20 protein-coding genes and 1 tRNA gene are annotated in these 23809 nt (G+C 59.2%); 3 read left to right on the forward strand and 18 right to left on the reverse strand.

All coding sequences use genetic code 11. The annotated features are described in order from the left end of the window. Positions 1-285: 285 nt before the first annotated feature. The 4 genes from ALO80_RS07705 to ALO80_RS07720 form a co-directional block, all read right to left on the reverse strand. Positions 286-936: a lytic polysaccharide monooxygenase auxiliary activity family 9 protein gene (locus tag ALO80_RS07705; RefSeq protein WP_083493191.1), complete on the reverse strand. Its 651-nt coding sequence runs from the start codon at positions 934-936 to the stop codon at positions 286-288. Positions 937-1108: 172 nt separating this feature from the next. Continuing rightward, on the reverse strand, positions 1109-1495 hold the full coding sequence (locus ALO80_RS07710; protein WP_055008531.1) for a VOC family protein: 387 nt from the start codon (positions 1493-1495) through the stop codon (positions 1109-1111). Between the two features lies 1 nt (position 1496). Continuing rightward, a complete protein-coding gene (locus ALO80_RS07715) occupies positions 1497-2498 on the reverse strand; it encodes an isopenicillin N synthase family dioxygenase (protein WP_055008532.1) in 1002 nt (333 codons plus the stop codon). Positions 2499-2725: 227 nt separating this feature from the next. Then, positions 2726-3364 carry an isochorismatase family cysteine hydrolase gene (locus ALO80_RS07720; protein ID WP_055008533.1) on the reverse strand — a complete coding sequence of 213 codons (639 nt, stop codon included), beginning with the start codon at positions 3362-3364 and terminating at the stop codon, positions 2726-2728. Between the two features lie 166 nt (positions 3365-3530). Between ALO80_RS07720 and ALO80_RS07725 the strand changes: the two genes are divergently transcribed. Next, a complete protein-coding gene (locus ALO80_RS07725; RefSeq protein WP_055008534.1) occupies positions 3531-3914 on the forward strand; it encodes a YceK/YidQ family lipoprotein in 384 nt (127 codons plus the stop codon). An 82-nt stretch (positions 3915-3996) separates the two neighbouring features. On the opposite strand, the gene ALO80_RS07730 is transcribed toward ALO80_RS07725, so the two are convergent. The 5 genes from ALO80_RS07730 to ALO80_RS07750 all read right to left on the reverse strand — a co-directional run bounded on the left by ALO80_RS07730 (position 3997) and on the right by ALO80_RS07750 (position 11883). Further along, positions 3997-4070, reverse strand: a tRNA-Cys gene (locus tag ALO80_RS07730). Between the two features lie 198 nt (positions 4071-4268). Next, positions 4269-6008: a tannase/feruloyl esterase family alpha/beta hydrolase gene (locus ALO80_RS07735; protein WP_055008535.1), complete on the reverse strand. Its 1740-nt coding sequence runs from the start codon at positions 6006-6008 to the stop codon at positions 4269-4271. A gap of 114 nt (positions 6009-6122) precedes the next feature. After that, complete coding sequence (locus ALO80_RS07740; RefSeq protein ID WP_055008536.1) at positions 6123-7532, reverse strand: efflux transporter outer membrane subunit; 1410 nt, start codon at positions 7530-7532, stop codon at positions 6123-6125. Continuing rightward, positions 7532-10678, reverse strand: a complete 3147-nt coding sequence (locus ALO80_RS07745; RefSeq protein ID WP_055008537.1) for an efflux RND transporter permease subunit — start codon at positions 10676-10678, stop codon at positions 7532-7534. Before ALO80_RS07745 ends, ALO80_RS07740 begins: the two co-directional genes overlap by 1 nt. Positions 10679-10680: 2 nt before the next feature. Then, positions 10681-11883: an efflux RND transporter periplasmic adaptor subunit gene (locus tag ALO80_RS07750; RefSeq protein ID WP_055008538.1), complete on the reverse strand. Its 1203-nt coding sequence runs from the start codon at positions 11881-11883 to the stop codon at positions 10681-10683. A 144-nt stretch (positions 11884-12027) separates the two neighbouring features. Here ALO80_RS07750 and baeS point away from each other — a divergent pair, with 144 nt between their 5' ends. Together baeS and ALO80_RS07760 are read left to right on the forward strand one after the other, a co-directional pair. Continuing rightward, positions 12028-13419 (forward strand): sensor histidine kinase efflux regulator BaeS, encoded by a 1392-nt coding sequence (gene baeS, locus ALO80_RS07755; protein ID WP_055008539.1) that lies wholly within the window; start codon positions 12028-12030, stop codon positions 13417-13419. Then, entirely contained in the window at positions 13416-14099 is a 684-nt protein-coding gene (locus tag ALO80_RS07760; RefSeq protein ID WP_055008540.1) for a response regulator, read from the forward strand. Before baeS ends, ALO80_RS07760 begins: the two co-directional genes overlap by 4 nt. 206 nt (positions 14100-14305) lie before the next feature. On the opposite strand, the gene ALO80_RS07765 is transcribed toward ALO80_RS07760, so the two are convergent. The 9 genes from ALO80_RS07765 to ALO80_RS07805 all read right to left on the reverse strand — a co-directional run bounded on the left by ALO80_RS07765 (position 14306) and on the right by ALO80_RS07805 (position 23614). Next, the gene (locus ALO80_RS07765; protein ID WP_055008541.1) at positions 14306-15706 is read right to left on the reverse strand and encodes an LLM class flavin-dependent oxidoreductase; all 1401 of its coding nucleotides are present in this window, start codon (positions 15704-15706) and stop codon (positions 14306-14308) included. A gap of 4 nt (positions 15707-15710) precedes the next feature. Next, positions 15711-16151, reverse strand: coding sequence for an acyl-CoA dehydrogenase (locus tag ALO80_RS07770; protein ID WP_055008542.1), 441 nt, complete (start codon positions 16149-16151; stop codon positions 15711-15713). Positions 16152-16166: 15 nt separating this feature from the next. Continuing rightward, positions 16167-17381, reverse strand: a complete 1215-nt coding sequence (locus tag ALO80_RS07775; protein WP_055008543.1) for an SfnB family sulfur acquisition oxidoreductase — start codon at positions 17379-17381, stop codon at positions 16167-16169. A gap of 198 nt (positions 17382-17579) precedes the next feature. Further along, positions 17580-18359 (reverse strand): ABC transporter ATP-binding protein, encoded by a 780-nt coding sequence (locus tag ALO80_RS07780; protein WP_055008544.1) that lies wholly within the window; start codon positions 18357-18359, stop codon positions 17580-17582. 4 nt (positions 18360-18363) lie between these two features. Continuing rightward, complete coding sequence (locus tag ALO80_RS07785) at positions 18364-19695, reverse strand: ABC transporter substrate-binding protein (protein ID WP_055008545.1); 1332 nt, start codon at positions 19693-19695, stop codon at positions 18364-18366. 47 nt (positions 19696-19742) lie between these two features. Then, entirely contained in the window at positions 19743-20810 is a 1068-nt protein-coding gene (locus tag ALO80_RS07790; protein WP_055008546.1) for a branched-chain amino acid ABC transporter permease, read from the reverse strand. A gap of 21 nt (positions 20811-20831) precedes the next feature. Continuing rightward, complete coding sequence (locus tag ALO80_RS07795) at positions 20832-21713, reverse strand: branched-chain amino acid ABC transporter permease (protein ID WP_055008547.1); 882 nt, start codon at positions 21711-21713, stop codon at positions 20832-20834. A gap of 3 nt (positions 21714-21716) precedes the next feature. Then, positions 21717-22511 (reverse strand): ABC transporter ATP-binding protein, encoded by a 795-nt coding sequence (locus ALO80_RS07800; RefSeq protein ID WP_055008590.1) that lies wholly within the window; start codon positions 22509-22511, stop codon positions 21717-21719. Positions 22512-22516: 5 nt separating this feature from the next. Further along, positions 22517-23614 carry an AMP-binding protein gene (locus ALO80_RS07805; protein WP_055008548.1) on the reverse strand — a complete coding sequence of 366 codons (1098 nt, stop codon included), beginning with the start codon at positions 23612-23614 and terminating at the stop codon, positions 22517-22519. Positions 23615-23809 lie beyond the last annotated feature (195 nt).

A 23809-nucleotide genomic window follows, 5' to 3' on the forward strand; every position in this document is an offset into this window, starting at 1 on the left:
AGGATAAATTTACGGACTTAAAATCCCTCGTCCTTTGGACGTGCCGGTTCGACCCCGGCTCGGGGCACCACATACAAATCAAGGGCTTACGTGCTTTATGTGCGTAGGCCCTTGTTACGCCCGGTATCCGGAAATAGTTTTACACCACTCATTGCGATGAGCTATTGCAGGTCTAGCCCCCCTTCACCTGCACGTAAAATTTACCTCGAATGCGAATACTGACAAGACGAAAAGCCGCAACTTTACCGAGCGCAAAAATATAGCCGACTATTGAAAATCAATACGTCATTTGAAATCAACATCAAACGTCTGGTAAAAAGCAGCCCCCGTATCGGCGATGATCCACAGAAGAAGGACGATGTGATGCCCTTGTTTGCCAGACGGTAATTTAACGGTGAGAGCTGTCTTGGCCTTTAGCTCGTCTTTGTGCTGGTCGAACGGTACCTGAGTGTACAGGTCCTCGTAAAAAGGTTCTGACTCAAGGTGATCACGTGTGATGCGGGTAGTTTCATCCCAACCGTCCTTGGTGATGAACCCCAGATAGCCACGTGTAACATGAGGTGCGGCATATTTCCATTCAACGCGCAAGTCTGCACCGGCCGCGACGTCATGACGTTTCCACCCGGCCACTTCTTTGCCGGGATTGAGTTTTTTGAATTCGTCGCCGAACTCCTGGTCCGTGTAGTTTACATACTTGCGTGCATCATCAGCCTTGCCTCCACTTAGAATAACGCCGTCCGCCGGCGGCGTGTTGCTCTTCGTGTCGGTCGGATAGCCAGGGAAATCTCCTGCCTCAGTCGACGGAAAGTTCTTTCCTCCCTCCAGTTCATTGTCTTGCCACTCCCCAAGGACCCCCAGGTCCATTAGTTGCGAGCCACGAGTTGCGGGACTGATAACGCGTCCGTGCCTGTCCTGATTGCTATCAAGATTGCTCATATCCATATCCTCAATTATTCAGCAGGCACACCAGGCCTGTTCATTAATTGAAGCGCATTTTCTCCAGTAGACGACCTAACAGTTCAGACAGTAGACGTTATTCTCCAGACTCTGATAGGGCCGTGTTTCACGTCACGACGCACGCCTCAACCGTGCTCCAAAAAGGCGGCGTTCAAAGCATATAGTTAATCCGAAAAATGTTTCCCTCAGGGTCCAGCAACACCGCCTGATACCAGTTGTAATAGGTCAAGTACGGTTCCTTGATCAGTTTCGCGCCCTGCGCCACTGCCAGCGGCACCAGTCGGTCTACCTCGGCTTGTTCGGACACGTCGATGTTGAGCAAGAACCTGCACCCCGTGCTGCCTGCAAACGCTTCCAGGCCAAGCAGCTCGTACGCATCCAGTGCGTTGAAACCAATGCAGGACTTGCCTGTGTCCAGTCCGCGAAAGATCGGTGACCTGATGGCCTCGATTTCGCGAAAGCCGAACAGGTTCGAGTAAAAGGTGCTCAGGCGGACGATGTCCTGCGCGAACACGTTGACGTAAGACAGTGAGTTCATATCAGGCCACCTTGCTGCCGCCAAAGGTGGTCTGCTTGACGAACTTGGACAGCAAATGATCGCCTGACGTAACCGGCGCATGCCGAGGCGTTGTGCCAGGCAACAGGCAACCTGGCAGACACTCGATCAAGGTGTCGTAGTTGGGCTGATGGAAAAACACCAGCGACTGCCGACGGTTGTCCTGCTCGCTGGTCATCGGCGGGTTGACTACTCGATGCAAGGTGGAAATCCACTGGTCGTTGGTCCACTGCATCATCAGATCGCCAATGTTCACCACAAAACCATTCTCGACATACGGCACATCGACCCATTCGCCCTGCCGATTGCGCACTTGCAAGCCGCCCAGCGCGTTGTCGGGGCGCACGATGGTCAGGCTGCCGTAGTCGGTGTGCGCACTGGCGCGTAACTGGCCGGCCTCGACTTCGGTCATGATGTCCGGGTAACTCAGGCTACGGAACATGCTGATATGCCGGTCAATCTTGTCATCGAAAAAACATTCGTCCAGCTCCAATGCCAACGCAAACAGGCGCATCAACGACTGAGCCAGTTCGAAATAAGCCTGGTAAGCCGCTTTGAATCCGGGTAGCAACGCGTCGGCAGGCCAGACATTCGGGGCGAAGTGCGACCCTGCTTGGGCATTGTGATAATAATCTTCATCCGGCACATTGCTCGGCCCGATGGAGAAAGACTCTTTGAGATCCCCAGGCGCACTTTCTTCCAGAGAATACGACAGGCTCTCCTCGGCAACAGCGCTGTAACCGCGCACCATCTCGGGGCTGGGACGATCCACTTTGCGTTTTTCCGCGAGCGGTAAATCAAAAAACTGACGAGTTAACTGCGAGACCCGATCTACAAGCTCTCCGGAAATCTGATGTTCGGTGATGACCAGAAAACCAATGTCCTTGCACGCCTGATTGACTGCCTGAGCCACGGCTGCCTTGCCGTCCGGTTCTCCTGAAAAATACGGGGCCAGGTCGATAATGGGCACATATTGCAGAGTCATACGGCTGCTTCCTCTTGCTGACACAGTGCGGGAAAGTCTCACCGGCAAAGGTGAAGGTCAGCGAGACAGGAGCAGAAATCATGCCACTGGAAGAATTCATAAATCATACAAACAGTTAGCTGTTACGAGCGTTCAAGCCAGATCAAACGGTCTGAAACAGAACGCATGGTTTGAATGCGCAGGTACTGAAAAACGAGCCAGAACTGCGCACACTCGAACGGGTTTTCTTATGCACTTTCAATGCGCCGGATGACGTCTGCGGTCGTGGTAACCTCGCCGAATTCATAGGCAATCGTCGTTAGCGATATTCTCTGAACCTCTTCGGCTGAAACAGCACCGAACCCCACATCGGGGTAGTCCATCGCAGCATTGGCGTCGCTCAGGGCGATGACCTTGTACTCACGGTGCACGCCGTCCCTGATCGTGGTTTCACAACACACATTGGTAACCGTACCGCAGACGATGATCGTGTCGACATCCCGCGCACGCAGCACGGTGTCCAGGTCCGTATTGTGAAAGCCGCTGTAAAACAGCTTGTCGACAATCACATCACCCGACTGAGGCGCGAGCGCCTCGATGATCTCAACGTCCGGATCATGCCGTGCGAGGATCTGGTCCACATTCGGATAAAGGTCACGCATGCGCCCGGTGTCCGAACCATCACCGCGTACGATATGGCGAAGGTAAACCACCATCATCCCGGCAGCCCGTGCGGCCAGCAGCAGATTCCGGACAGGCAGGACGATATCCGCTGTACTTTCCACATACAACGCCCCGGTGGGCTCACAAAAGACTTTTTGCATGTCTACGACGATGACAGCCGTTCTACGCGGGTTGATCGGCCACCGGACAAGGGGTTTGCTCATGCTACATACCTCGATTTAGCCTGACGGGCTGGATAGCCTTGCCAAGCAATAATCGTGCTGTATGTATCAAGGAAGAACTGCGCATCGGTCACACGCCAGTAAAGAGCGTGTGTCTCGCGCGCCTGAACTGGCGTCCTAAACGCAATCAAATACAAGGAGCGTTGTTATGAGCCCAGGCTTCGCAGAGCAAAAAGAGTCAGGCAGGTTTCAGTTGAAACCCCATAGCATGTGGGTGATGGCGCTAGTGCTTGCCTTGACGGGATGTGGAACGATCAACACGACGTTCAGACCCGATTCCGTAGCAGGTGAAAAACTCACTGACTGGAAATCACATTGCTCATCCATTCCACGAGTCTACGGTGGGGTTATGCTCGATTTCTGTGAACTGAACGCCGAGCCAAAACCGAGTAGCCCTTATCAGAAGAGCGGTGAACCTGCGTGGGTTCTACTGGACATGGGCGTATCAGGCATCGCGGATACATTGCTCCTGCCCTATACGATTTATCAGCAAAACCAATACGGCTACATCAACGCAAGCCGCTTTAAATAGCCGAATTCTGGTTTCGGAACCCCTCACTTTCCCGCATCCAATAAAAAACCCCGCAGACGTTAATCTGCGGGGCTTTGAATAGTGGAGGCCGAGGTCGGAATCGAACCGGCGTAGGCGGATTTGCAATCCGCTGCATAACCATTTTGCTACTCGGCCTCAAACGAAAGATGCTTCACTTAAACATCAAACGCATTTTGATTTAGCGGGAAGCCAATATTTCTTGGGCTTTCAACCCATTGAATCTAAAGGGTTTTTTTCAATTCCTCGCTCAGGAATGGACGCAATTCTGTACTGCTTCGCATGCCATGTCAAGAACGAGGAGAAAATAATTCGCCCTGCGCGTAGACGTACTCGTTATTCCGTCTGTCGCTCAAGAGGAGCATAGGGACGAAAAAAGTCCGACCCCATCCATTGGGGTGTTTTATCCGTGGTCAATGGTTGGGCACGCTGGTAGCTGTTTGCGTTTTTCGAGTAGCCCTTGTGGTCATACTCGGCCATGAACGGGTAAGGGAAAACCATGCGGGTACGCCCTCGGTTACCTACGTTTTCCTTCACCATGGATGCAGGCAGTGCCTCACGAAGTGGTCTCTGCCTGTTGCCAGCCTTCTCGGGCCCTGCCTGTCGGGTGACGATGGCATCCGGTGCCTGGCTTTTCTCGACCCAGGTCATGATCGGCGTCAGCAGATCAATCAGGCTTGGCCCCTCCCCGCCGCCGCAGTGATAGACGCCGGGCAACATGTATAGCCGCGAGAATGCCTCGGTGCGGCTCTTGCCCATCTGCGCTTCGACCGCCTCGTGGTACGCGAGGGTATTGAGCGGCGAGATGTTCGGGTCGGACCAGCCGTGCCAGAGAATCAGCTTGCCGCCGCGACTGGCGAATCGCGACAGATCAGGGTTGGTAGCGTCGTACAGCGTATGCAGCGGGCGTAGTTGATCAAAGGTTTTCTTGTCGAAGTTCAGCGCATTCAGATCGAAATCTGCACCAGGGTTTTTCTCGAACACCACATTGCCAATGGCTTCCCGTGCAGCCGTCTCGCTGTAAACGGTCTGATCGGCGCTCACTGGCACGAACACGCCCGCCCAGGCCAGTTCCGAGCCCGGCTGAGGGCCGCCCATGGTCAACCGTGCGCCGCTGACGGCGTCTTTAGGCCCTTCGTAGAAACGTCTGACGGTGGCCACTTCCTCTGCGCTCAGGCAGTTGGCATTGTCGGCAGAAGCTTTGCATTGCAACACCGCGGGGTCGAAGTGGCAGATGCGCGGGTCCGCAATAAGGCCGTCGATCTGCCCGTCCAGCACATCGCACTGATCGAGTACGGCCTTGTGCAACAACGGCAATCGGGAGGCGAAAAGGATCGGCTTGCCATCCGACCCTCTGTTGGAGCGGGCCATCCAGCCGTGATAGAGCGTTTTCTGTACCTGAAAGTTGAGCGCAGGAGCCCCGGCAATGATGCCGTCGAAATCTTCCGGATAACGCTGGGCTTCGATCAATGCCTCACGGCCGCCATCCGAGCAGCCACTGAAGTAGGCGTATTCGGCTTTGCGGCCATAGAACGCCATGATCAGTTTCTTCGACGCCAGCGCCGTGAGATGAACGCCGCGATGGGCAAAATCGGCGCGTTTCTGCGGGTCGTCGCCAAAATGGTTGTCTGCCGCACGATGCCCCATGTCGGTGGACGCCACTGCGAACGCACCGGTATTCAAAGGCGTGCAGCCGTCAGCGGCGCGCACAGTCGAGTTGATGTTGCCACACAGCCCACCGCAGCCGACTTGCAAATAGCGCTGTTGCCAGGCAGCGGTTGGCAGCTCAAGCCTGAAACCGATCTCCGGTGCCAGACGCCCCTCCACGGCACACACTGCCACGCCGTCCCGGGACGATTCGCTGGCTGTCAGCACCCGACTGCCCTGCCCGCCGATATCGTTGAGGTCCACGTCGGCCAGTGCAGAGCACGCGCCGACCGGCTTGACCACTGCAAGCCGGGCAATATTGTCGGTCGTTGCAGAGGACGGCGTGCGTGCCTGAGCCGACGTCTGAATCGTGAGGGAAGTGACCAGCAACAACAGAGCGCGCGCGTACTTCGGCTGGGAGGGTTTCATGAGAACTCCTGTTCATGAAGGATCAAAACCACCGTGCGAGCACAAAAATGACCGCACTGCAGGTAAGGGTAAAACGTTTAAGCCTGGCGATTATTCAAAGGCTAGTAGAAAAAATCACCCCGGATTCCATCCGCCGCCCATGACCTTGTAGAGCGTTACCCTGTTGCTCTGCTCAGTCAGGCGCAGGGAAATCAGCTCCTGCTCGGCGCTGTACAGTGAACGCTGTGACTCAAGTGCTTCCAGGTAACTTTGCGAACCGCCACGATACAATGCATCGGCCAATTCATAGCTCTTGCGGCTGGCATCGGTATAGGCCTGCTGCGCAGCAACCCGATCATCCAGCGTGCTGCGCACCGCCAGCGCATCGGCCACTTCCTTGAATGCGGTCTGGATCGTCTGCTGATAGGTCTGAATCTGTATCCGGTTCTCGACCCTGGCCGAGTCAAGCGTGGCCTTATTGGCTCCCCCGTCGAAAATTGGCACGCTGATGCCTGGCGCAAAGCTCCACGCACCGGTTCCGGACTTGAACAGACCCGACAGGCTGGAGCTGGAAGAGCCTGCACTGGCGGTCAGGGTGATGCTGGGGAAGAACGCTGCACGCGCTGCGCCAATGTCGATGTTCGCTGCTTTGAGCGTGTGCTCGGCACTCAACACATCCGGGCGACGTTGCAGGAGGCTGGAAGGCAGGCCATCCGGCACCTGCACCAAATGCGTCACCGATTGCAGGTCGGCATCGGGCAGAAGCTCTTCGGGTAGATCGCTGCCCACCAGCAGACGCAGGGCGTTACGGTCCTGGAGAATCTGACTTTTATATTGCGCCACGTCGCCCCTCGCCGATTCGACCGTTGTCTGCGCCTGGGCCACTTCCAGCCCTGAAGAACCGCCCAGCGCATGGCTGCTTCTGGTGAGGTCGTAGCTCTGCTGCTGACTGGCCAGCGTATCCTCAGCCAGCTTCAAAAGCTGGTTGTCGGCGGCCAGGGTCAACCAGCCGGTCGCCACTTCGGCGATCAGGCTGATCTGTGTGCTGCGCCGTGTTTCGGTCAAGGCCAGGTAATCCTCGAGCGCTTCGTCCTGAAGGTTCTGGATGCGCCCGAAGACATCCAGCTCATAGCTGCTCAAACCAAGCTGCGCGCTGTACTCGTGGCTGATCGAAGACCCTCCGCTCATGGAAGTCGACGACGGTGTGCGCGTGTGGGTGCCGCTGCCACTGGCATCAAGGGTCGGCAGGCTCGCGGCACGTTCGATGCGGTACTGAGCCTGCGCTTTTTCGACATTGAGGCTGGCCAGGCGCAGGTCGCGGTTGTTCTCCAACGCCAGAGTTTGCAGGCGCACCAGGCGCTTGTCGGTGAAAAAGTTTTGCCACTCGATATCCGTGGGAACACTGGCTGACGCAGCTGGTTTGCCGGCAGTCGCCGGCAGCCACTGGCGCGGGACCGGTGCTTCAGGGCGCTGGTAGTCAGGCGCCAGATTGACGCAGCCGGTAAGCAGCGCCGTAAAAGCCAGCAAAGGCCACAAAAGACGCATCATGCTTCACCTGTAGATGTGGGTCGGGCAACCGCAGCATTGCCTGAAGAACGACTGAAGCGGCGACGGACTTCGACGAAGAACAGCGGCACCAGAAAAATCCCCAGCACGGTAGCGCTGAACATGCCACCCAGCACGCCAGTGCCGATTGCATTGCGCCCAGCCGAACCTGCGCCGGTGCTGAGGGCCAACGGCAGTACACCGAACATGAACGCCAGCGAAGTCATAAGAATCGGGCGCAGGCGTTGCCGGGCAGCAATCAGGGTGGCTTCATGCAGGCTTTTCCCCTGTTCCTGAAGGTGCTTGGCAAACTCGACGATCAGAATTGCGTTTTTTGCCGCCAGGCCCACTGTGGTCAACAGCCCGACCTGAAAGTACACGTCATTGCTCAAACCGCTGAGCCGCGTCGCCAGAACCGCGCCGACCACGCCCAGCGGCACCACGAGCATGACCGAAAACGGAACCGACCAGCTTTCATACAAGGCTGCCAGACAGAGGAACACGAACAGCACTGAAACCGCGTAGAGCATGGGTGCCTGAGCACCGGACAAACGCAGTTGGTAGGACTGTCCGGTCCACTCGTAACCGATGCCTTCGGGAAGCTGCTTGATGATTGCTTCAACGGCATCCATTGCCGTCCCCGAGCTGACACCCGGCGCTGGATCACCCACCACTTCAAGCGACGAATTGCCGTTGTAGCGTTCCAGCAATGGCGAGCCGTAGCTCCAGCTGCTGCGGGCAAACGACGAGAACGGGACCATTTCGTCATTGCTGTTGCGCACGAACCAATGATCCAGGTCGGCCGATTGCATGCGCGAGGTGGCCTCGCCCTGCACATAGACTTTCTTCACTCGCCCCTGATTGAGGAAGTCATTGATATAGCTGCCGCCCAGCGCAGTGGACAGGGTCGAGTTGATATCACTGGTGGACAGGCTCAGCGCACCGGCCTTGCGGTCGTCGATGGTCACTTTCAACTGCGGCGTGTCGTCCAGGCCGTTGCTGCGCACGCCCAGCATGCTCGGGTTCCTCCTCGCCAGGTCGATAAACTGCTCGCGTGCCGCGACCAGCGCCTCATGTCCCACACCGCCGAGGTCCTTGAGTTGCACATCGAAACCCGAGCTCTGCCCCAGCCCGCGCACCGCAGGCGGCTGCATGACAAACACGCTGGCGTCGCCAATGCTTGCCAGCGCCAGAGTCGCCCGCTGCGCCACCTGCGCTGCGCCCTGCCCCTTGCCAGAACGCTCGCTCCAGTCTTTGAGCTTGATGAACGCCCTGGCGGTGTTCTGGCTGTTGCCACCCATCCCGAGCCCCGAGATGCTGATCAACGCCTCGACTTCAGGCTGTTTGAGCATGTAGGTCTCGAACTGCCTCATCACCGCCTGCGTACGGCTGTCGGTAGCGCCGACCGGCAGCTGAATCTGCGCCATCAGCGCGCCCTGGTCCTCATCAGGCAAAAACGACGTGGGCAGGCTGACATAACCCACCGCCATAGCCACCAGCACCAGTACGTATACCAGCACAGCCCGTCCGCGATGCTTGATCACACCACTCACACCTCGCTGATAACGGTCGGCGCTACGGTCGAAAGTGCGGTTGAACCAGCCGAAAAAGCCACCCCGTCGTGCATGCAACTGAGCATCAGAGGCTTTGAGCATCGTTGCGCACAACGCCGGTGTCAGGGTCATCGCAACCAGTACCGAAAGCAGCATGGCCGAAACGATGGTCACTGAAAACTGCCGATAGATGATCCCGGTGGAACCACTGAAAAAGGCCATTGGAATGAATACCGCACTCAGCACGAGGGCGATGCCGATCAGCGCGCTGGTAATCTCATCCATCGATTTGCGGGTTGCCTTCAGCGGGCTCAGGTGCTCTTCGCCCATGACCCGCTCGACGTTTTCCACCACCACAATGGCATCGTCGACCAGCAGCCCGATAGCCAGAACCATCGCAAACATGGTCAGGGTATTGATCGAATAACCAAACAGTGCCAGCACACCGAACGTGCCCAGCAGCACCACCGGTACGGTGATCGCGGGAATCAGGGTAGCGCGCAGGTTCTGCATGAACAGGAACATGATCAGCACAACCAGCCCGATTGCCTCGCCCAGCGACTTCACCACTTCCCTGATCGACAGGCTGACGAAGGGCGTCGTGTCATAGGCAATGACCGTTTTCAGTTGCATCTGCGCAGGGTAAAACGGTTCCAGCTCCTTCAGTTTGGCCTTGATCGCTTCACCGACGCTCAGCGCATTCGCGCCGGACGCCAGTTGAATGCCCATCGCCGCCGCTGGCCTGCCGTTGAGTGCAGAGTTGATGTCATAGCTTTCGCTGCCCAGTTCTACCCGCGCCACATCGCTCAGCAGCACGACAGCACCGTCGCTGGAAGACTTGACGACCACCTTCTCGAACTGCTCGGGCGTCTGCAGCTTGCTGCGAGCGCTGATAGTCGCATTCAGTTGCTGGCCTTCAACCGCAGGTAATGCTCCCAACTGGCCTGCAGAGACTTCGGTGTTCTGCGCCTCCAGGGCCGAGCTGATGTCGGAGGGCATCAGTGCGTACTTCTCCAGCCTGGCCGGGTCCAGCCAGATACGCATCGCGTATCCCGAACCCAGCGTCTGCACGTCGCCGACGCCATCTACCCGGCTGAGCTGATCGAGCAGCGTGCTGGAAATGTAATCACCGATCTGCGTACCGGTCACGCTTTCGTTGTCAGAGGCCAGGGCGACCAGCATCAGAAAGTCGGAACTGCCCTTGGTCACCGTCAAGCCTTCGCTCTGCACACTCTGCGGCAGGCGCGATTCGGCCTGCTGCAGTTTGTTCTGCACCTGCATCTGCGCCACATCAGGGTCGGTGCCTGCGGCGAAGGTCAGGCTGATGCTCGCGCTACCTGCCGAGCTGCTGGAGGCAGACATATAAGTCAGCCTGTCGAGCCCTTTCATTTGCTGCTCGATGACCTGAGTGACGGAGTCTTCGACGGTCTTGGCCGATGCGCCAGTGTAGGTGGCGGAGATTTTTACCGTCGGCGGCGCGATATTGGGGTATTGCTCGAGTGACAACTGACTGATGGACAAAGCACCGGCGAACATGATGCAGATGGCAATGACCCAGGCGAAGATGGGCCGATCAATGAAGAAACGAGCCATGTTCAGCGCTCCTTCACATCAGTGGCAGCGACAGTGCCGCTCGGCGATGGCGAATTCGGGGTGTCGGCGTTTTGAACAGTCACCTCGGTGCCCACCGGCGTTTTCTGACCGCCCTCGACCACCACCTGCTCATTGGCCTCGAGCCCGCTGCTCACCCACCACTGGTTGCCCACCGTGCGATCGACACTGATCACCCGCTGCTCGATCTTGCCGTCGACTACCAGTAACACGGTGGTCTGGCCGCTGGCACTGCGGCTGACGGCCTTTTGCGGAATCAGGATCGCGTTGTGATCCTGCGCCTGCTCCAGCACCGCCACCACGTACATGCCGGGCAGCAACAGCCGCTCCGGATTGGCGAAGCTGGCACGCAGCGTCACGGTACCGGTGCCTTCATTGACGCTGACGCCACTGAATTGCAGGCGGCCGTCATGGTTATAAGTGCTGCCGTCATCCAGCTTGAGGGTGATCCGGGCTTCACCATCGCCGTTGGTTTGCAGCTTGCCGCTGGCCAGGTCGCGCTTGAGGCGCAGCAACTCGGTGGTGGACTGCGTGACATCGACGTAAATCGGGTCCAGTTGCTGAACCGTGGTCAGCGCCGTGTCCTGTTGGGCCACCACCAATGCACCGGGGGTGACGGTCGAGGTCTCGATACGGCCACTGATGGGCGCAGTAATACGTGTGTAAGCCAGGTTGATACGCGCAGTCTGCACATCGGCCTGCGCCACTTTTACCTCGGCGGCGGCGGTCAGCACACTGGCTTCGGCGTCTTCTTTATCCTGCTGGCTGATGGCGTCTATCTTTGCCAGCCCTATATCTCGCTTGGCGGTCGCCTGCGCCGATTTGAGCGTGGCACGGGACTTGGCGAGCGTGGCCAGTGACTCTGCCAGCGCAGCCTGGTAAGTCGCGCTGTCGAGTTGATACAAAGGCTGACCGGCCTTGACGTCAGCACCCTCGACGAACAGCCGCTGCTGAACGATGCCACTGACCTGAGGCCGTATCTCGGCGACCATGAACGCTTGAGTGCGCCCCGCCAGCTCGGTGGCCAGCGCCTGGTTGCGCGGCTGGACAGTGATGACTGACACAGTCGGTTTTGGCGCAGCGGGCGGCGAATCATCCCCTGAACAACCGCTCAGAACACTGGTAAGGGCTGCGTAGATGACAAAGGTCACCGTCATCAGGTATTTGGCGAAAATCTTGCTCAACATGATTGCCTCAGGACGTTGTGGCGAAAGCCTGACGTCAGAGTGCGAGGCAAATGTGCAGGAAAATTGAAGATTGCTGTGTTGACTTGAAACTTGCGGTCACGAAGGCCTAAATGGACGCCGTCTTCAGGGAAAACCCGAGCCTTCATGAAATCGAGCATCTCCACCAAACTGTTTGTCGCGGTACTGGCCAGCGTGCTGTCAGTGATCCTGATCATGGGTCTGACCGCGAACTGGAGTTTTGCCCGTGGCTTTCTCGGCTATCTCAACGAACAGGCCATGCAGCGCATGTCGCCGGTCCTGCCACGCCTGGCCGCTGCCTATGCTCGCGAAGGCAGTTGGGAGTTCATGCGTGACAACAAGGATCGCTGGTTTGAGGTGATGCGCCCGGAGCCCGCGCAGGACTTCGCCATTCCCGGACTGGCCACGCCACCCACTTCCGATCTGACTGGCGCAGTGTTTCGCATCGCCCTGCTGGATGCGCAGAAGAACCTCGTAATGGGGTTTCCGGGCGTGCATGACGATGAGTTCATGCGCCCGGTGGAAGTCGCCGGCAAAATCGTGGGCTGGCTGGCCGTCACACCCTTTCAAAGCGTCAGTGAAGCGGGCGGCGAGCGCTTTCAGCAGTACCAGTTGCGTGCCAGCCTGGCGATGGGTGTGCTGTCGCTGCTGCTAGCCGTGCTGATTGCCTGGTGGATTGCCCGCACGCTGCTCGACCCGGTCAAACGTGTTGCCGCGGCGACCCATCGGCTCGCCGCAGGGGAATACAGCAGCCGCGTGGCGGTTTCCTCCAACGACGAGGTAGGCCAGTTGGCTCGCGACTTCAATCAATTGGCCTATACCCTGGAGCGCAATGAAAAGATGCGCCGGGAATTCATGGCCGATGTCTCCCATGAGCTGCGCACCCCGCTGTCAGTACTGCGTGGCGAACTGGAAGCCATCGAGGACGGCGTGCGCACCCTGGATCAGGCATCGATGAAGTCGCTACAGGGTGAAGTCGGCATGCTCAGCAAGCTGGTGGATGATCTCTACGAATTGTCGCTGGCGGATGTGGGCGCCCTGACCTACCGCAAGGTCGACTGTGACCTCGCAGAGTTGCTGACAAACATCACTGAGATGTTCGAGGAGCGTTGCGCCGCGCGTCAATTGGGTTTGCAACTGGAACTTGCGACTCAACCCTTGTCGGTACACGCAGACCCAGGCCGCCTGCAACAGTTGATCAGCAACCTGCTGGAAAACTCGGTGCGCTACACCGATGCCGGCGGCTCGGTGCGGGTGCGTGCCAGCCTGCGAGGTGATCAAGTGCGTGTGGACGTCATGGATTCCGGCCCCGGCGTCGATCCCGAGCAACTGCCACGATTGTTCGAACGCTTCTATCGCGGTGAAACATCGCGCAACCGCGCCAGCGGCGGTGCGGGTCTGGGGCTGGCGATCTGTCACAGCATCGCCCTCGCCCACGGCGGCGGCCTCAGCGCCGACCACTCGCCCACCGGTGGCCTCTGGCTGACCCTGTGCCTGCCCGGACACCTGCGACCATGACCGCTACAAGCCTTGAAACACCTATTCTCATTGTCGAAGACGAGCCCAAGCTGGCATCGCTGATGCGCGACTACCTGATTGCGGCCGGGTATTCGACCCACTGCCTGAGTAATGGGCTGGACGTTGTGCCCGCCGTCAGAGCGAACGCGCCACAACTGATCCTGCTCGACATCATGCTGCCCGGTCGTGATGGCATGGACATCTGCAGGGAACTGCGCAGTTTCAGCGCCGTACCCATTGTCATGATCACCGCACGAGTCGAGGAAATCGACCGTTTGCTGGGCCTGGATCTCGGCGCGGACGACTACATTTGCAAACCGTTCAGCCCGCGTGAAATGGTCGCTCGCGTCAAGGCAATACTGCGTCGTACCTCTTCAGCCGGCCCGCATGCGACCAAGGGGTTACAGGTGGACGAGGCACACTATCAGGCCTCGTTCAATGGTGTCAGCCTGGACCTGACTCCGGTCGAACTGCGTCTGCTGGCCACCTTCGCCCGCGCACCGGGTCGGGTGTTTTCCCGCGACCATCTGCTGGACAGGCTCTACTCGGATCATCGTGTAGTGACCGACCGCACCGTGGACAGCCACATCCGTAACCTGCGCCGCAAACTGGAACAGGCCTGCCCTGGCCATGATCCGATCCAGTCGCTTTATGGCGTGGGCTACAAGCTGGAGCTGTGACCGTCATAGCGCTTAGCCCACATCATCATCCATGCCGTTCCGAGCACCGAACATCGGGCGCGGAGCGTCCAGAGCGGCATGCGACGCAGAGCGACATACGATAGCTGCGATGATCGTTCCTCGCGCTCCAGCGTGGGAATGCCTGTCGTGACGCTCCGCGTCACAAATCTGCGCTGCGCCGCCTGCGCAAGGACAGTCATCACACTTCAGGCACTCTCCGTCTGGCGAGCGCGATGCAGTGCAGCCAAGTCGCGAAAGGCAGCGCCCGGATGCCCTGCGTCAAGGCGAGGCCCTTCGCCGAACAGTTTCTCGCGCAGGGTGCCTTTGGCGTACTCGGTCTTGTAGACGCCGCGTTTCTGGAGCTCCGGCACCAGCAGGTCCACCGCATCAATGAACGTTTCATGGGTCAGCGCGTAGGCCAGGTTGAAGCCGTCCACGTCGGTTTCTTCAACCCACTCCTGCAGCAGGTCGGCCACGGTTTCCGGGCTGCCGACAAACAACGGGCCGAAGCCGCCGATACCGACCCAATCGGCCAGCGCCTGCGGCGTCCATACCGTGTTCGGGTCGGCAGTGGAAAAGGTTTCGACTGCCGACTGAATGGCGTTGGTATGCACATGCCGAAGCGGTTCGTCGGGCTTGAACTGGCTGAAGTCGATACCGGTCCAGCCGGAAATCAATGCCATCGCGCCGTCATAACTGACCCAGCTTTTGTATTCCTCGAATTTGGCCTTGGCCTTGGTGTCCGTTTCGCCAAGGATCACCGTCTGCAAGTTGAAAATCAGCACTTTGGACGGATCGCGACCGGCCTCTGCGGTGCGACGGCGAATATCGGCCACGGTCTTTTTCAGCAGTACCCTGGAAGGCGCAGCAACAAAAACGCACTCGGCGTGCTCGGCGGCGAACTGCTTGCCGCGGCTTGAAGCGCCGGCCTGATAGAGAACCGGCGTGCGTTGCGGCGACGGCTCGCACAAATGGATGCCGGGCACCTGGAAGTGTTTGCCGACGTGGCGAATCTCGTGAATCTTGCTCGGGTCACTGAATACCCGACGCTCCCGGTCACGCAGGATCGCGCCCTCCTCCCAGCTGCCTTCCCAGAGCTTGTAACACACCTCCAGATACTCTTCGGCGTAGTCGTAGCGCGCGTCGTGTTCGGTAAGGGTTTTCTGCCCCAGATTCTTCGCACCGCTTTCCAGGTACGAAGTGACGATGTTCCAGCCGGCACGGCCCTTGGTCAGGTGATCCAGCGTCGATAGACGACGGGCAAACGGATAGGGGTGTTCGAACGACAGCGACGCGGTCAGACCGAAACCCAGGTGCTCGGTCACAAGCGCCATGGGCGGAATAAGCTGCAACGGATCATTGACCGGCACCTGCGTGGCCTGGCGAATGGCCGCCTCACCGTTACCGCGATAAACATCGTAAATGCCCAGCACGTCGGCAATGAACAACTCGTCGAACTTGCCGCGCTCAAGGATTCTGGCCAGATCGGTCCAGTATTCCAGGTCCTTGTACTGCCAGGAGCGATCACGAGGATGAGCCCAAAGACCAGGCGATTGATGGCCGACGCAGTTCATATCGAAGGCGTTGAGGCGAATTTGACGAGGCATACACTTACTCCTGAAGCTGCGGCGGAACGACGCCGTTGAGGCGTTGATTGCCGATGACCTGATAGTGCCAGCGTAGCGGCTCACGCTCGCTACGGGCTGGCGATGGCGGACGCTGGCCGGTCAATTCATACTGAATATTGCCAACCGCCTGCAGGGCATCGGCACTGGCGATAACCGCCTCGCTGCTGGCAATCAAGCGCTGCTCGGGCGAGGCCTCCAGCCTCTGCGCGCGTTCCAGCAGCGCCGCAGCAACATCCAGGCGAATCTGCAGATCCCCGACTTTGCTGATCACATAGGGGTCATCAACAATGCGCTGCAGGTCACTGAGCGCCCATGGCCGCCCTTGCTCAAGCAGGTAATCGAGGGTGTCTTGCAGGCCCTGGCGCGCCAGCCCAAGGTCTTCGGCGGCGACCGCCAGTTGTGCGGTAATAGCGGGATGCGTCATGGGCATACTCCTTGATCAGTTCCAGGCATGGCGTGGCGGTGCAATACCGTTGAGCACCTGATTGCCGATCAGGTGATATTTCCAGCGTGCCGGGTCATGCAGGGTGTGGGTGCGCGCATTGCGCCAGTAACGGTCAAGATTGAGTTTGCCCAGCACCGAGCGTGTACCGGCCAGTTCGAACAGCTGGCTACTGGCAAGCAAAGCGATCTGTGCCGACAGCACCTTGGCCTGGGCGACGATCACCGAGGCGCGCGCGACGCTGGATTCACTCGGCTCGGCAAGCGCATGGTCGATGGCCTGCCCCGCTTTGGCGAGGATCGCATCGGTGCCGTGCAGCCGCCACTGCAAGTCACCGATGGTGGCGATGCTGAACGGGTCCTGCCAGCCGAAATCCTGCTTGCTGTCGATCCAGGGCCGCGCCAGCCGCGCGTGCTTGAGGGTTTCTTCGAAAGCGCCATGCGCGATGCCGGTGTCCACCGCCGCCTGAATGATCTGCGAAATCGGCCCGTCGGCGGTTGGCTCATCGAATGCCCGGTGCGCAGGTATCACCGCGCTCGACGGCACGCGGACGGCGTTCAGTACTGCCCCGCCGCTGGCGGTGGTACGCTGACCGAAGCCGTCCCAGTTGTCGATGATCGTCAGCCCCGGATTGTCGCGCTCGACGAAGGCAATAAAAGCCTGATTCTGCTCGTTGACCCCCGCCACGGGCACAATGTGCGCGAACAACGCGCCGGTGCAGTAAAACTTCTCACCGTCCAGCACCGCGTGCTCGCCATCGAAGCGGATACGGGTCTGGAAGGCTCCGGCGTTTTTGCTTTTCGACTCGGAAAACGCATTGCCGAAACGGTAGCCGGCCAGCGCTTTGCCGAAGTAGTTGCGCTTTTGCTCTTCGGTGCCGGTCTGCAACAGGATATCGAGCACGCCCAGATGGTTCTGCGGGATCTGCCCGAGCGAAGAGTCGGCGGCAGAAATGATCTTGATCACCTCCGCGACAGTGACGTAGGAAACGCCTGCGCCGCCGTAAGCCTTGGGTACCGTAATAGCCCACAGGCCGCTGGCAGAAAACGCATCCAGCTCGGCGACCGGCAGACGGCGTTCGCGGTCACGTAGCGACGCCTCCTCGGCAAACTGGCTGGCCAGTGCTCTGGCGACTTCAATGGCTTCGGCATCGGAACTGATGACGTGCGCCCTGAGCGGCGCTGCAAGGGGGATTGAGGGTAGGTTACTCATGGACTGGCTCCTGCTCGTTGGCGACAGGTTGAAAACACTCAACACGCTTGACCTTGAACAGTGCACAGCCCGTGCCGTAAATTATTTTCTATTCAAAACATAGGGTTGCATTTAAATCCTGATTAGCGTCGGTGCCACGCAGAGCAAAATGTCCGAACACTGTTGCTGGACGAACAGCATTACCTCGAGACGCCCCATTCACGCTTCAGCCGCCGCGCCCAGGTAGAAGTTCTGGATATCCTCGCGACCGGCCAGTTGCTCTGCTGTTCCTGAGTCCACCACCCGGCCGTTCTCCAGCACATAGCCAAAATGCGCGTATTCCAGCGTCAGATTGATGTTCTGCTCGGCCACCAGCAGGCTCAGGCCCTCTTCACGATTGAGCCGTGCCAGGGTGTCGAAAATCTCTTCGACGACCTGCGGTGCCAGACCCATGGAAGGCTCATCAAGCAGCAGCAATCGAGGCTGAGACATCAATGCCCGGCCAATGGCGACCATTTGCTGCTCGCCGCCTGACGTGTAGCCGGTCAGGCGCTTGCGCAGCAGACGCAACCTGGGGAAGTAGTCATAAACCTGTTCCAGCCTGGCCTTGAGCTCTGCCCGTGAAGGCCGCGACACGAATGCACCGATCACCAGGTTCTGCTCGACGCTCAAGTGGGTGAAGCAATGGCGACCTTCCAGCACCTGTGCCAGCCCTTTTCTGACCAGTGCCGACGGATCGGAACGGGTGACTGGCTGGCCAAGATAGTGAATACAGCCACTGACTACCTCACCCCGCTCGGCCTGCACTAGGCTGGAAATGGCCTTGAGCGTGGTGCTTTTGCCCGCGCCATTGGCGCCCAGCAAGGCCACGATCTGGCCCTGCCGAACCTGCAGACTGATCCCACGCAACGCGAGGATGGATTGCTCGTAAAACACCTCGATCTGCTCCACCGACAAAAGGGTCTCGGCAGAGGAAGAGGCAGGCGGGATAAGCGTCATCAGGTCACTGCTCCTGGGTGCAATCGCGCGGGGTGATGCCTTTTTCCCTGGCGTATTGAGAAGCCGATGCCTCGATGATGGGCCTTAACAAGGCACGATCGGCCTGTATCCAGTCGCTGATCAGGTTCCAGCGCTGGCCGTCCCATTGCTGGAAGCGCACCGCACCGCCGCCTTCATGGTCAGAGCACGACAGTTTCAATGGCTGCACTAGGCCTTTGGCGCCGAGCGCCTGCAAGCGTGCGTCGTCTAGGTTCAAGTGCTCGAACCCCCAGCGCACCTGCTCACCGGTCAGTGGTGTGTTGCCGAATCGAGCCTGCGCAATGCGCAGCGCTTCGACGTTAAGAATGCCGTTTACCACCCCGAGGTTGTAATACACAGTGCCGAAGCGTTTGGGGTCCGTCAGATTGCCCTGGCCCTTGTCGAGCACCGCCGTCTTGATGCCTTGCAGCACCGGGAAGTTGGTGCCGGAGGGGTGCGTGGTGATCGAAATGAAGCCCTTGGCGGCTGCACCGGCAGGAATCACGTCTTCCTCGGAATTGCTCCAGATATTGCCAATGATGTGATCAACCGGAAAACCAACCTTCTGCGCCGACTTCAGTGCCACCGGATTCATCACCCCCCAACCACGCAGGATCACCCAGTCGGGCTTGAGGCGACGAATGTTCAGCCATTGCGATTGCTGTTCGTTACCGGGGTGCGGTACTTCCAGAGTGGTCAGCTCGAAGCCGTAGTTTTTTGCCAGGGTTTCCAGCACGCCATTGGTTTCCTTGCCATACGGCGAGCCGTGATACAGCACCGCGATTTTCTTGCCCTTGAGCGACGCCAGGCCGCCTTCACGCTGACCGATGTAATTGACGATGGCCGACACTTCCGAATACGGGTTCAACTGCAGTGGAAACACATAGGGAAAGACACTGCCGTCTGTGGAATCCGTGCGCCCGTGGTTGATGGTGATCAGCGGTAGCTTGTCGGCAGTGGAGCGTTCCAGCGTGGCGTAGGCGATGCCTACGGAAAGCGGGTTGGTCGCCGCCGCCGGAGCACCGTTGAGCCCTCCCTTGAGCCGCTCGTAGCACTCGACGCCCTTCTCCACCACGTATTCGGTTTCGCACTCCGACCAGGTCAACTTGACGCCATTGACCCCGCCGTTGGCATTGACGTATTGCAGGTAGTCGATGAAACCACCGAAAAAACCGGTGCCGCCCGCGGCGTAAGGGCCAACCCGGTAGCTCTGCAGCGGGAAATACTGCTCATTGGCAGCCTGTGCAGTAGTGACCAGGCCGCCCCCCAGCAGGGCCAGACCGAGGGCCAGACGCAACAGGGATTTTCGGTGTTTCATAGGCGTATTCCTTGAGGTATACGAGGTTTTTGTGGGTGAGTAACCGGTCAATAGCGCAGCGGCCAGACGCGCGCGCGCTGACGAAAGCGCTGCCAGAGACGCGCCAGCCCTTCGGGCTCCTTCATCAGAAAAGCGATGATCAAGGCGCCGAAAAGCATCTTCTGAATGTTTTCCAGTTGCCCGGAGTCGATCAGGCCAACCGGCAGCAAGGCGCTGAGGTTGCCGAGCAGAATCGGGAACAGCACGATGAACGCCGCGCCGAAGAAGTTGCCCTGCACACTTCCCAGCCCGCCGATAATGATGATGAACAGAATCTGGAACGACCGGCTGAGGTCAAAACCATGCGGCTCGACGGTGCCCAGATAAGCGAACGCCCACAGCGAGCCGGCAATTCCCAGGTAGAAACCGCTGATAGCGAACGCCAGTAACTTGGCTTTGAACAGGCGGATGCCGATCACCGCAGCAGCAGTGTCCATATCACGCACGGCCATCCAGTTGCGGCCCAGCTCGCCACGCAGCAGATTTCTGGCCAGCCAGAACAGCACCACCACCAGCCCCAGCGTCAACAGATAACGGCCTTGCGGCGAGCTGAAGCTCGCCCCGGCGATCATCAGTGGCGGCGAGGTGATCACGCCGGACGCATTGTCATTGGTGAACCAACTGAAACGGGTCAACACCCACTCGACCACAAACTGCGCGGCGAGTGTCGAGACCAGCAGGTAGAAACCCTTGATTCGCAGGCTGGGCAGCCCGAACAGCAACGCCACCAGCGCAGACACCAGCCCACCCAGCGCAAAACCGAGCAGCAACGGCATGCCCGGCACCCGCAGTTGCAGGTTATAGGCAGCAAAAGCACCCACCGCCATGAACGCAGCCGAGCTCAGCGATAATTGCCCGGCGTAACCGGTCAACAGGTTCAACCCCAGCCCCGCCAGCGACAGCACCAGAAACGGAATCAGGATCGCGCTGAACCAGTAATCGTTACCCAGCAACGGCACTGCGATGAAAGCGAATGCCAACAGGCCCCAGAGCCCGATGCGGTCCTGGCGCAGACGAAACACCCGGCGTTCATCCGCGTAGCGACTCGCCAGTTGTGCGGTTTCTCGATAAAGCATGGCATTGATCCTTGATGAAAGTCAGACGCGCTCTATCGCCCGCTCGCCGAACAGGCCGGCAGGACGAACCAGCAGAAACAACAGCGCCAGCACATACGGCACCCAGTTTTCGATACCGCTGCCGATGATCGGCCCCAGGTAAATCTCGGCCAGTTTCTCGGCCGCACCGATGATCAGACCGCCGACAATGGCGCCGCCAATCGAGGAAAACCCGCCGATGATCAATACCGGCAGCGCTTTAAGCACCACCAGTGACAGGGAAAACTGCACCCCCAGCCGCGCGCCCCAAAGCAGCCCGGCCACCAGCCCGACAAACCCGGCCACGGCCCAGACCACCGCCCAGATGCGTGGCAGACGGATACCCACCGCCAGCGAGGCCAGCGGGTCGTCCGCCACGGCACGCAACGACAGGCCTATCCGGGTACGGTTGAACAGCAACGACAGGGCAATCACCAGCACCGCAGCCGTCCCCGCGGCAAACAGGTCGAACTGCGAGAGCAGCATGCCGCGAATTTCCAGTGGCTCGTCAGGGATGCCCAGCTCCAGGCCGTGAACCTGCGCACCCCATAACGCCTGAGCCAGGCCTTCGATCATGTAAGACAGCCCGAGGGTGGCCATGAACAGGATGATCGGCGGACGGTTGACCAGTGGGCGCAGGACCGTCTTTTCGATCAACAACGCCAGCACCACCATGCTCGCCAAGGTCACCAGAAACGCCCAGAAAAATGCCAGGCCGCGTTCCAGCAGGCTGACAAACGTCAGTGCCGCGAACAGCACCATGGCACCCTGAGCGAAATTGAACACCCCCGACGCCTTGTAGATCAGTACAAAGCCAATCGCCACCAGCGAATACATGACGCCTGCCAGCAGGCCGCCAATCAGCACTTCGAAAAAGAACTCCATGGCTTATGGCTTCCTCACCGCAGACGAGCGACGCGTGCCGAGATACGCGGCGATCACTTGAGGGTCGGCACGGACCTGCGCCGGTGAGCCGTCACCGATCTTGCGACCGTAATCGAGTACCACCACATGATCGCTGAGGCCCATTACCACGCTGATGTCATGTTCGATGAGCACCACGGTGGTGCCCAACTCGCGGTTGATGTCGCGGATGAACTGACTCATCTCGTGCTTCTCTTCGGCATTCATCCCGGCCATCGGCTCGTCCAGCAGCAGCAAACGCGGTTCCGCTGCAAGCGCGCGGGCCAGTTCGACACGTTTCTGCAGGCCATAGGAAAGCTTGCCCACCAGTGCATGGCGCCACGGATGGATACGCAAGAACTCAATGACCCGCTCGGCATGCCAGCGCTGCTCGTCGTCTTCGGCTGGTGCCCGACCGATCCGCAACATCTGCTCGAACCAGGTACTGCGCCGCTTGAGATTGCGCCCGGTCAATACGTTGTCCAGCACACTCATGCCCTTGAACAAGGCGATGTTCTGGAAGGTCCGGGCTATACCGGCTTCGGCGGCCTGATGCGGACGCATTCGGCGACGGGCCTGACCGGCATAACTGATCGAGCCGCTTTGCGCCTGATACACGCCATTGATGACGTTGAGCAATGAACTCTTGCCCGCGCCGTTGGGGCCTATCAGCGCGCAGATCTCGCCAGTGGCCACCGCAAAACTGATCGAGGTAACGGCTTTGACACCTTTGAAAGATAAAGAAATATCGTCCAGCTCCAGCAGCGCCGCAGGGGCCAGGCCATTCAAGACGGCATGCTCAGAAGAGCAGGCGTTTGCAGCATGTGCTCTGCCGGCTCGCCCGGCTGGCTGACTCTCGCCTCTCCCAGCCTGACGGGGCTGATGCCCAGCGCAGTGAAAAACGCTTCACTCTGCGGCGTCAGCGCATCGCCTGCCAACAATGGTTTGGTCAACCGGCTCATGCCCAATACATCCAGCAACGGGCGGCGAATCAACCAGTGCCCCAGCCAGCGTCGTATGGCACCCGTAGCAGGTGCCATTGACCATAGATAGAGCCGGTGGCTGATACTGCCCGGCAACGGCAAGCGTTCTCTGGCCCACAGCTCAAGACGTGCATAGGATTCACGGGTGCCCAGCACCAGCGTGGGTCCCAGCTCGCGACGGTCGTTGTCGCGGGTGCCCGGTGCCTCGGGGAAATTCAGGCAAAAACCGGCAACCAGCCACGGTGCCAGCAGGTAGCGCGCCTGCCCGCTGGCGGCAAATACCCTGGCCGCCAATGCCTGATCGCGCTCGGAAAATCCGTGCAGGCGCACCATTTTCCTTGCGTCCGACAGCAACTCTACATGACCCAATTGCAGGCTCGGCGACGCGTCGCCAGACGGAAACACGAAGGCGACAGCCGGGCTGTGCACTGGATCGCCAGCGTCGCCGGCAGCGCCGTTCAACCATCGGGCGTAGTCGATCACCCCGCTGGCGTCGGCCTCATTCAGGCCACGCTTATCCAGCAATACGACGATGCCCGATGAGGTCGTGCGCAGCTGTATGAGCGATTGCAGCCCGTCCGCCACTGCAAACTCCGGAGACCGGGCTGCCAGCCATGCGCGGTTATCCGCACGCGGATCAAGCAGGCTGACGCGACCTCCGAGCCAATGCGCCGCCAGCGTCAACAGCAGCGCTTCGGGCCTTGCCTCGCTGAGAACGAACAGGTTGTCTTGCGCACCGAACCCGATGCCTTTCAAGGCAGCGGCCAGGCGCCGGACGTCAGTGGTCAGCTCGCCCCAGCTAAGCTGCTGCCAGATACCGAATTGCTTGTAACGCAAGGCCGTCTGTTCAGCGCGGTTGTGAACCTGCTGTAGCAACGCCAGGGGCAATGAATCGGACATGTTGCGCTTCCGTCGATAAAGGATCGATGAAGCCATAGCAGCGAGCGTGCCAGTCGAACAATCTGATCGATATCAATGACTTGCAATTTCTGAATGAGTCCTCTCGCTGTGCGGTTTGCAGGCAAGCTGTTGCGCCGCTGTTGCCGGGACAACAGGCAAATCCGCAAACAAAAATAAACCCTATGAAAATCATGG

Origin of the sequence: Pseudomonas caricapapayae, assembly GCF_001400735.1 — a bacterium.
GTDB classification, from domain to species: domain Bacteria; phylum Pseudomonadota; class Gammaproteobacteria; order Pseudomonadales; family Pseudomonadaceae; genus Aquipseudomonas; species Aquipseudomonas caricapapayae.

Coding starts and splice junctions, on each gene's coding strand:
- ALO80_RS07705 (WP_083493191.1), bottom strand. CDS start 936: ATGAGCAATCTTGATAGCAATCAGGACAGGCACGGACGCGTTATCAGT.
- ALO80_RS07710 (WP_055008531.1), bottom strand. CDS start 1,495: ATGAACTCACTGTCTTACGTCAACGTGTTCGCGCAGGACATCGTCCGC.
- ALO80_RS07715 (WP_055008532.1), bottom strand. CDS start 2,498: ATGACTCTGCAATATGTGCCCATTATCGACCTGGCCCCGTATTTTTCA.
- ALO80_RS07720 (WP_055008533.1), bottom strand. CDS start 3,364: ATGAGCAAACCCCTTGTCCGGTGGCCGATCAACCCGCGTAGAACGGCT.
- ALO80_RS07725 (WP_055008534.1), top strand. CDS start 3,531: ATGAGCCCAGGCTTCGCAGAGCAAAAAGAGTCAGGCAGGTTTCAGTTG.
- ALO80_RS07735 (WP_055008535.1), bottom strand. CDS start 6,008: ATGAAACCCTCCCAGCCGAAGTACGCGCGCGCTCTGTTGTTGCTGGTC.
- ALO80_RS07740 (WP_055008536.1), bottom strand. CDS start 7,532: ATGCGTCTTTTGTGGCCTTTGCTGGCTTTTACGGCGCTGCTTACCGGC.
- ALO80_RS07745 (WP_055008537.1), bottom strand. CDS start 10,678: ATGGCTCGTTTCTTCATTGATCGGCCCATCTTCGCCTGGGTCATTGCC.
- ALO80_RS07750 (WP_055008538.1), bottom strand. CDS start 11,883: ATGTTGAGCAAGATTTTCGCCAAATACCTGATGACGGTGACCTTTGTC.
- baeS (WP_055008539.1), top strand. CDS start 12,028: ATGAAATCGAGCATCTCCACCAAACTGTTTGTCGCGGTACTGGCCAGC.
- ALO80_RS07760 (WP_055008540.1), top strand. CDS start 13,416: ATGACCGCTACAAGCCTTGAAACACCTATTCTCATTGTCGAAGACGAG.
- ALO80_RS07765 (WP_055008541.1), bottom strand. CDS start 15,706: ATGCCTCGTCAAATTCGCCTCAACGCCTTCGATATGAACTGCGTCGGC.
- ALO80_RS07770 (WP_055008542.1), bottom strand. CDS start 16,151: ATGACGCATCCCGCTATTACCGCACAACTGGCGGTCGCCGCCGAAGAC.
- ALO80_RS07775 (WP_055008543.1), bottom strand. CDS start 17,381: ATGAGTAACCTACCCTCAATCCCCCTTGCAGCGCCGCTCAGGGCGCAC.
- ALO80_RS07780 (WP_055008544.1), bottom strand. CDS start 18,359: ATGACGCTTATCCCGCCTGCCTCTTCCTCTGCCGAGACCCTTTTGTCG.
- ALO80_RS07785 (WP_055008545.1), bottom strand. CDS start 19,695: ATGAAACACCGAAAATCCCTGTTGCGTCTGGCCCTCGGTCTGGCCCTG.
- ALO80_RS07790 (WP_055008546.1), bottom strand. CDS start 20,810: ATGCTTTATCGAGAAACCGCACAACTGGCGAGTCGCTACGCGGATGAA.
- ALO80_RS07795 (WP_055008547.1), bottom strand. CDS start 21,713: ATGGAGTTCTTTTTCGAAGTGCTGATTGGCGGCCTGCTGGCAGGCGTC.
- ALO80_RS07805 (WP_055008548.1), bottom strand. CDS start 23,614: ATGTCCGATTCATTGCCCCTGGCGTTGCTACAGCAGGTTCACAACCGC.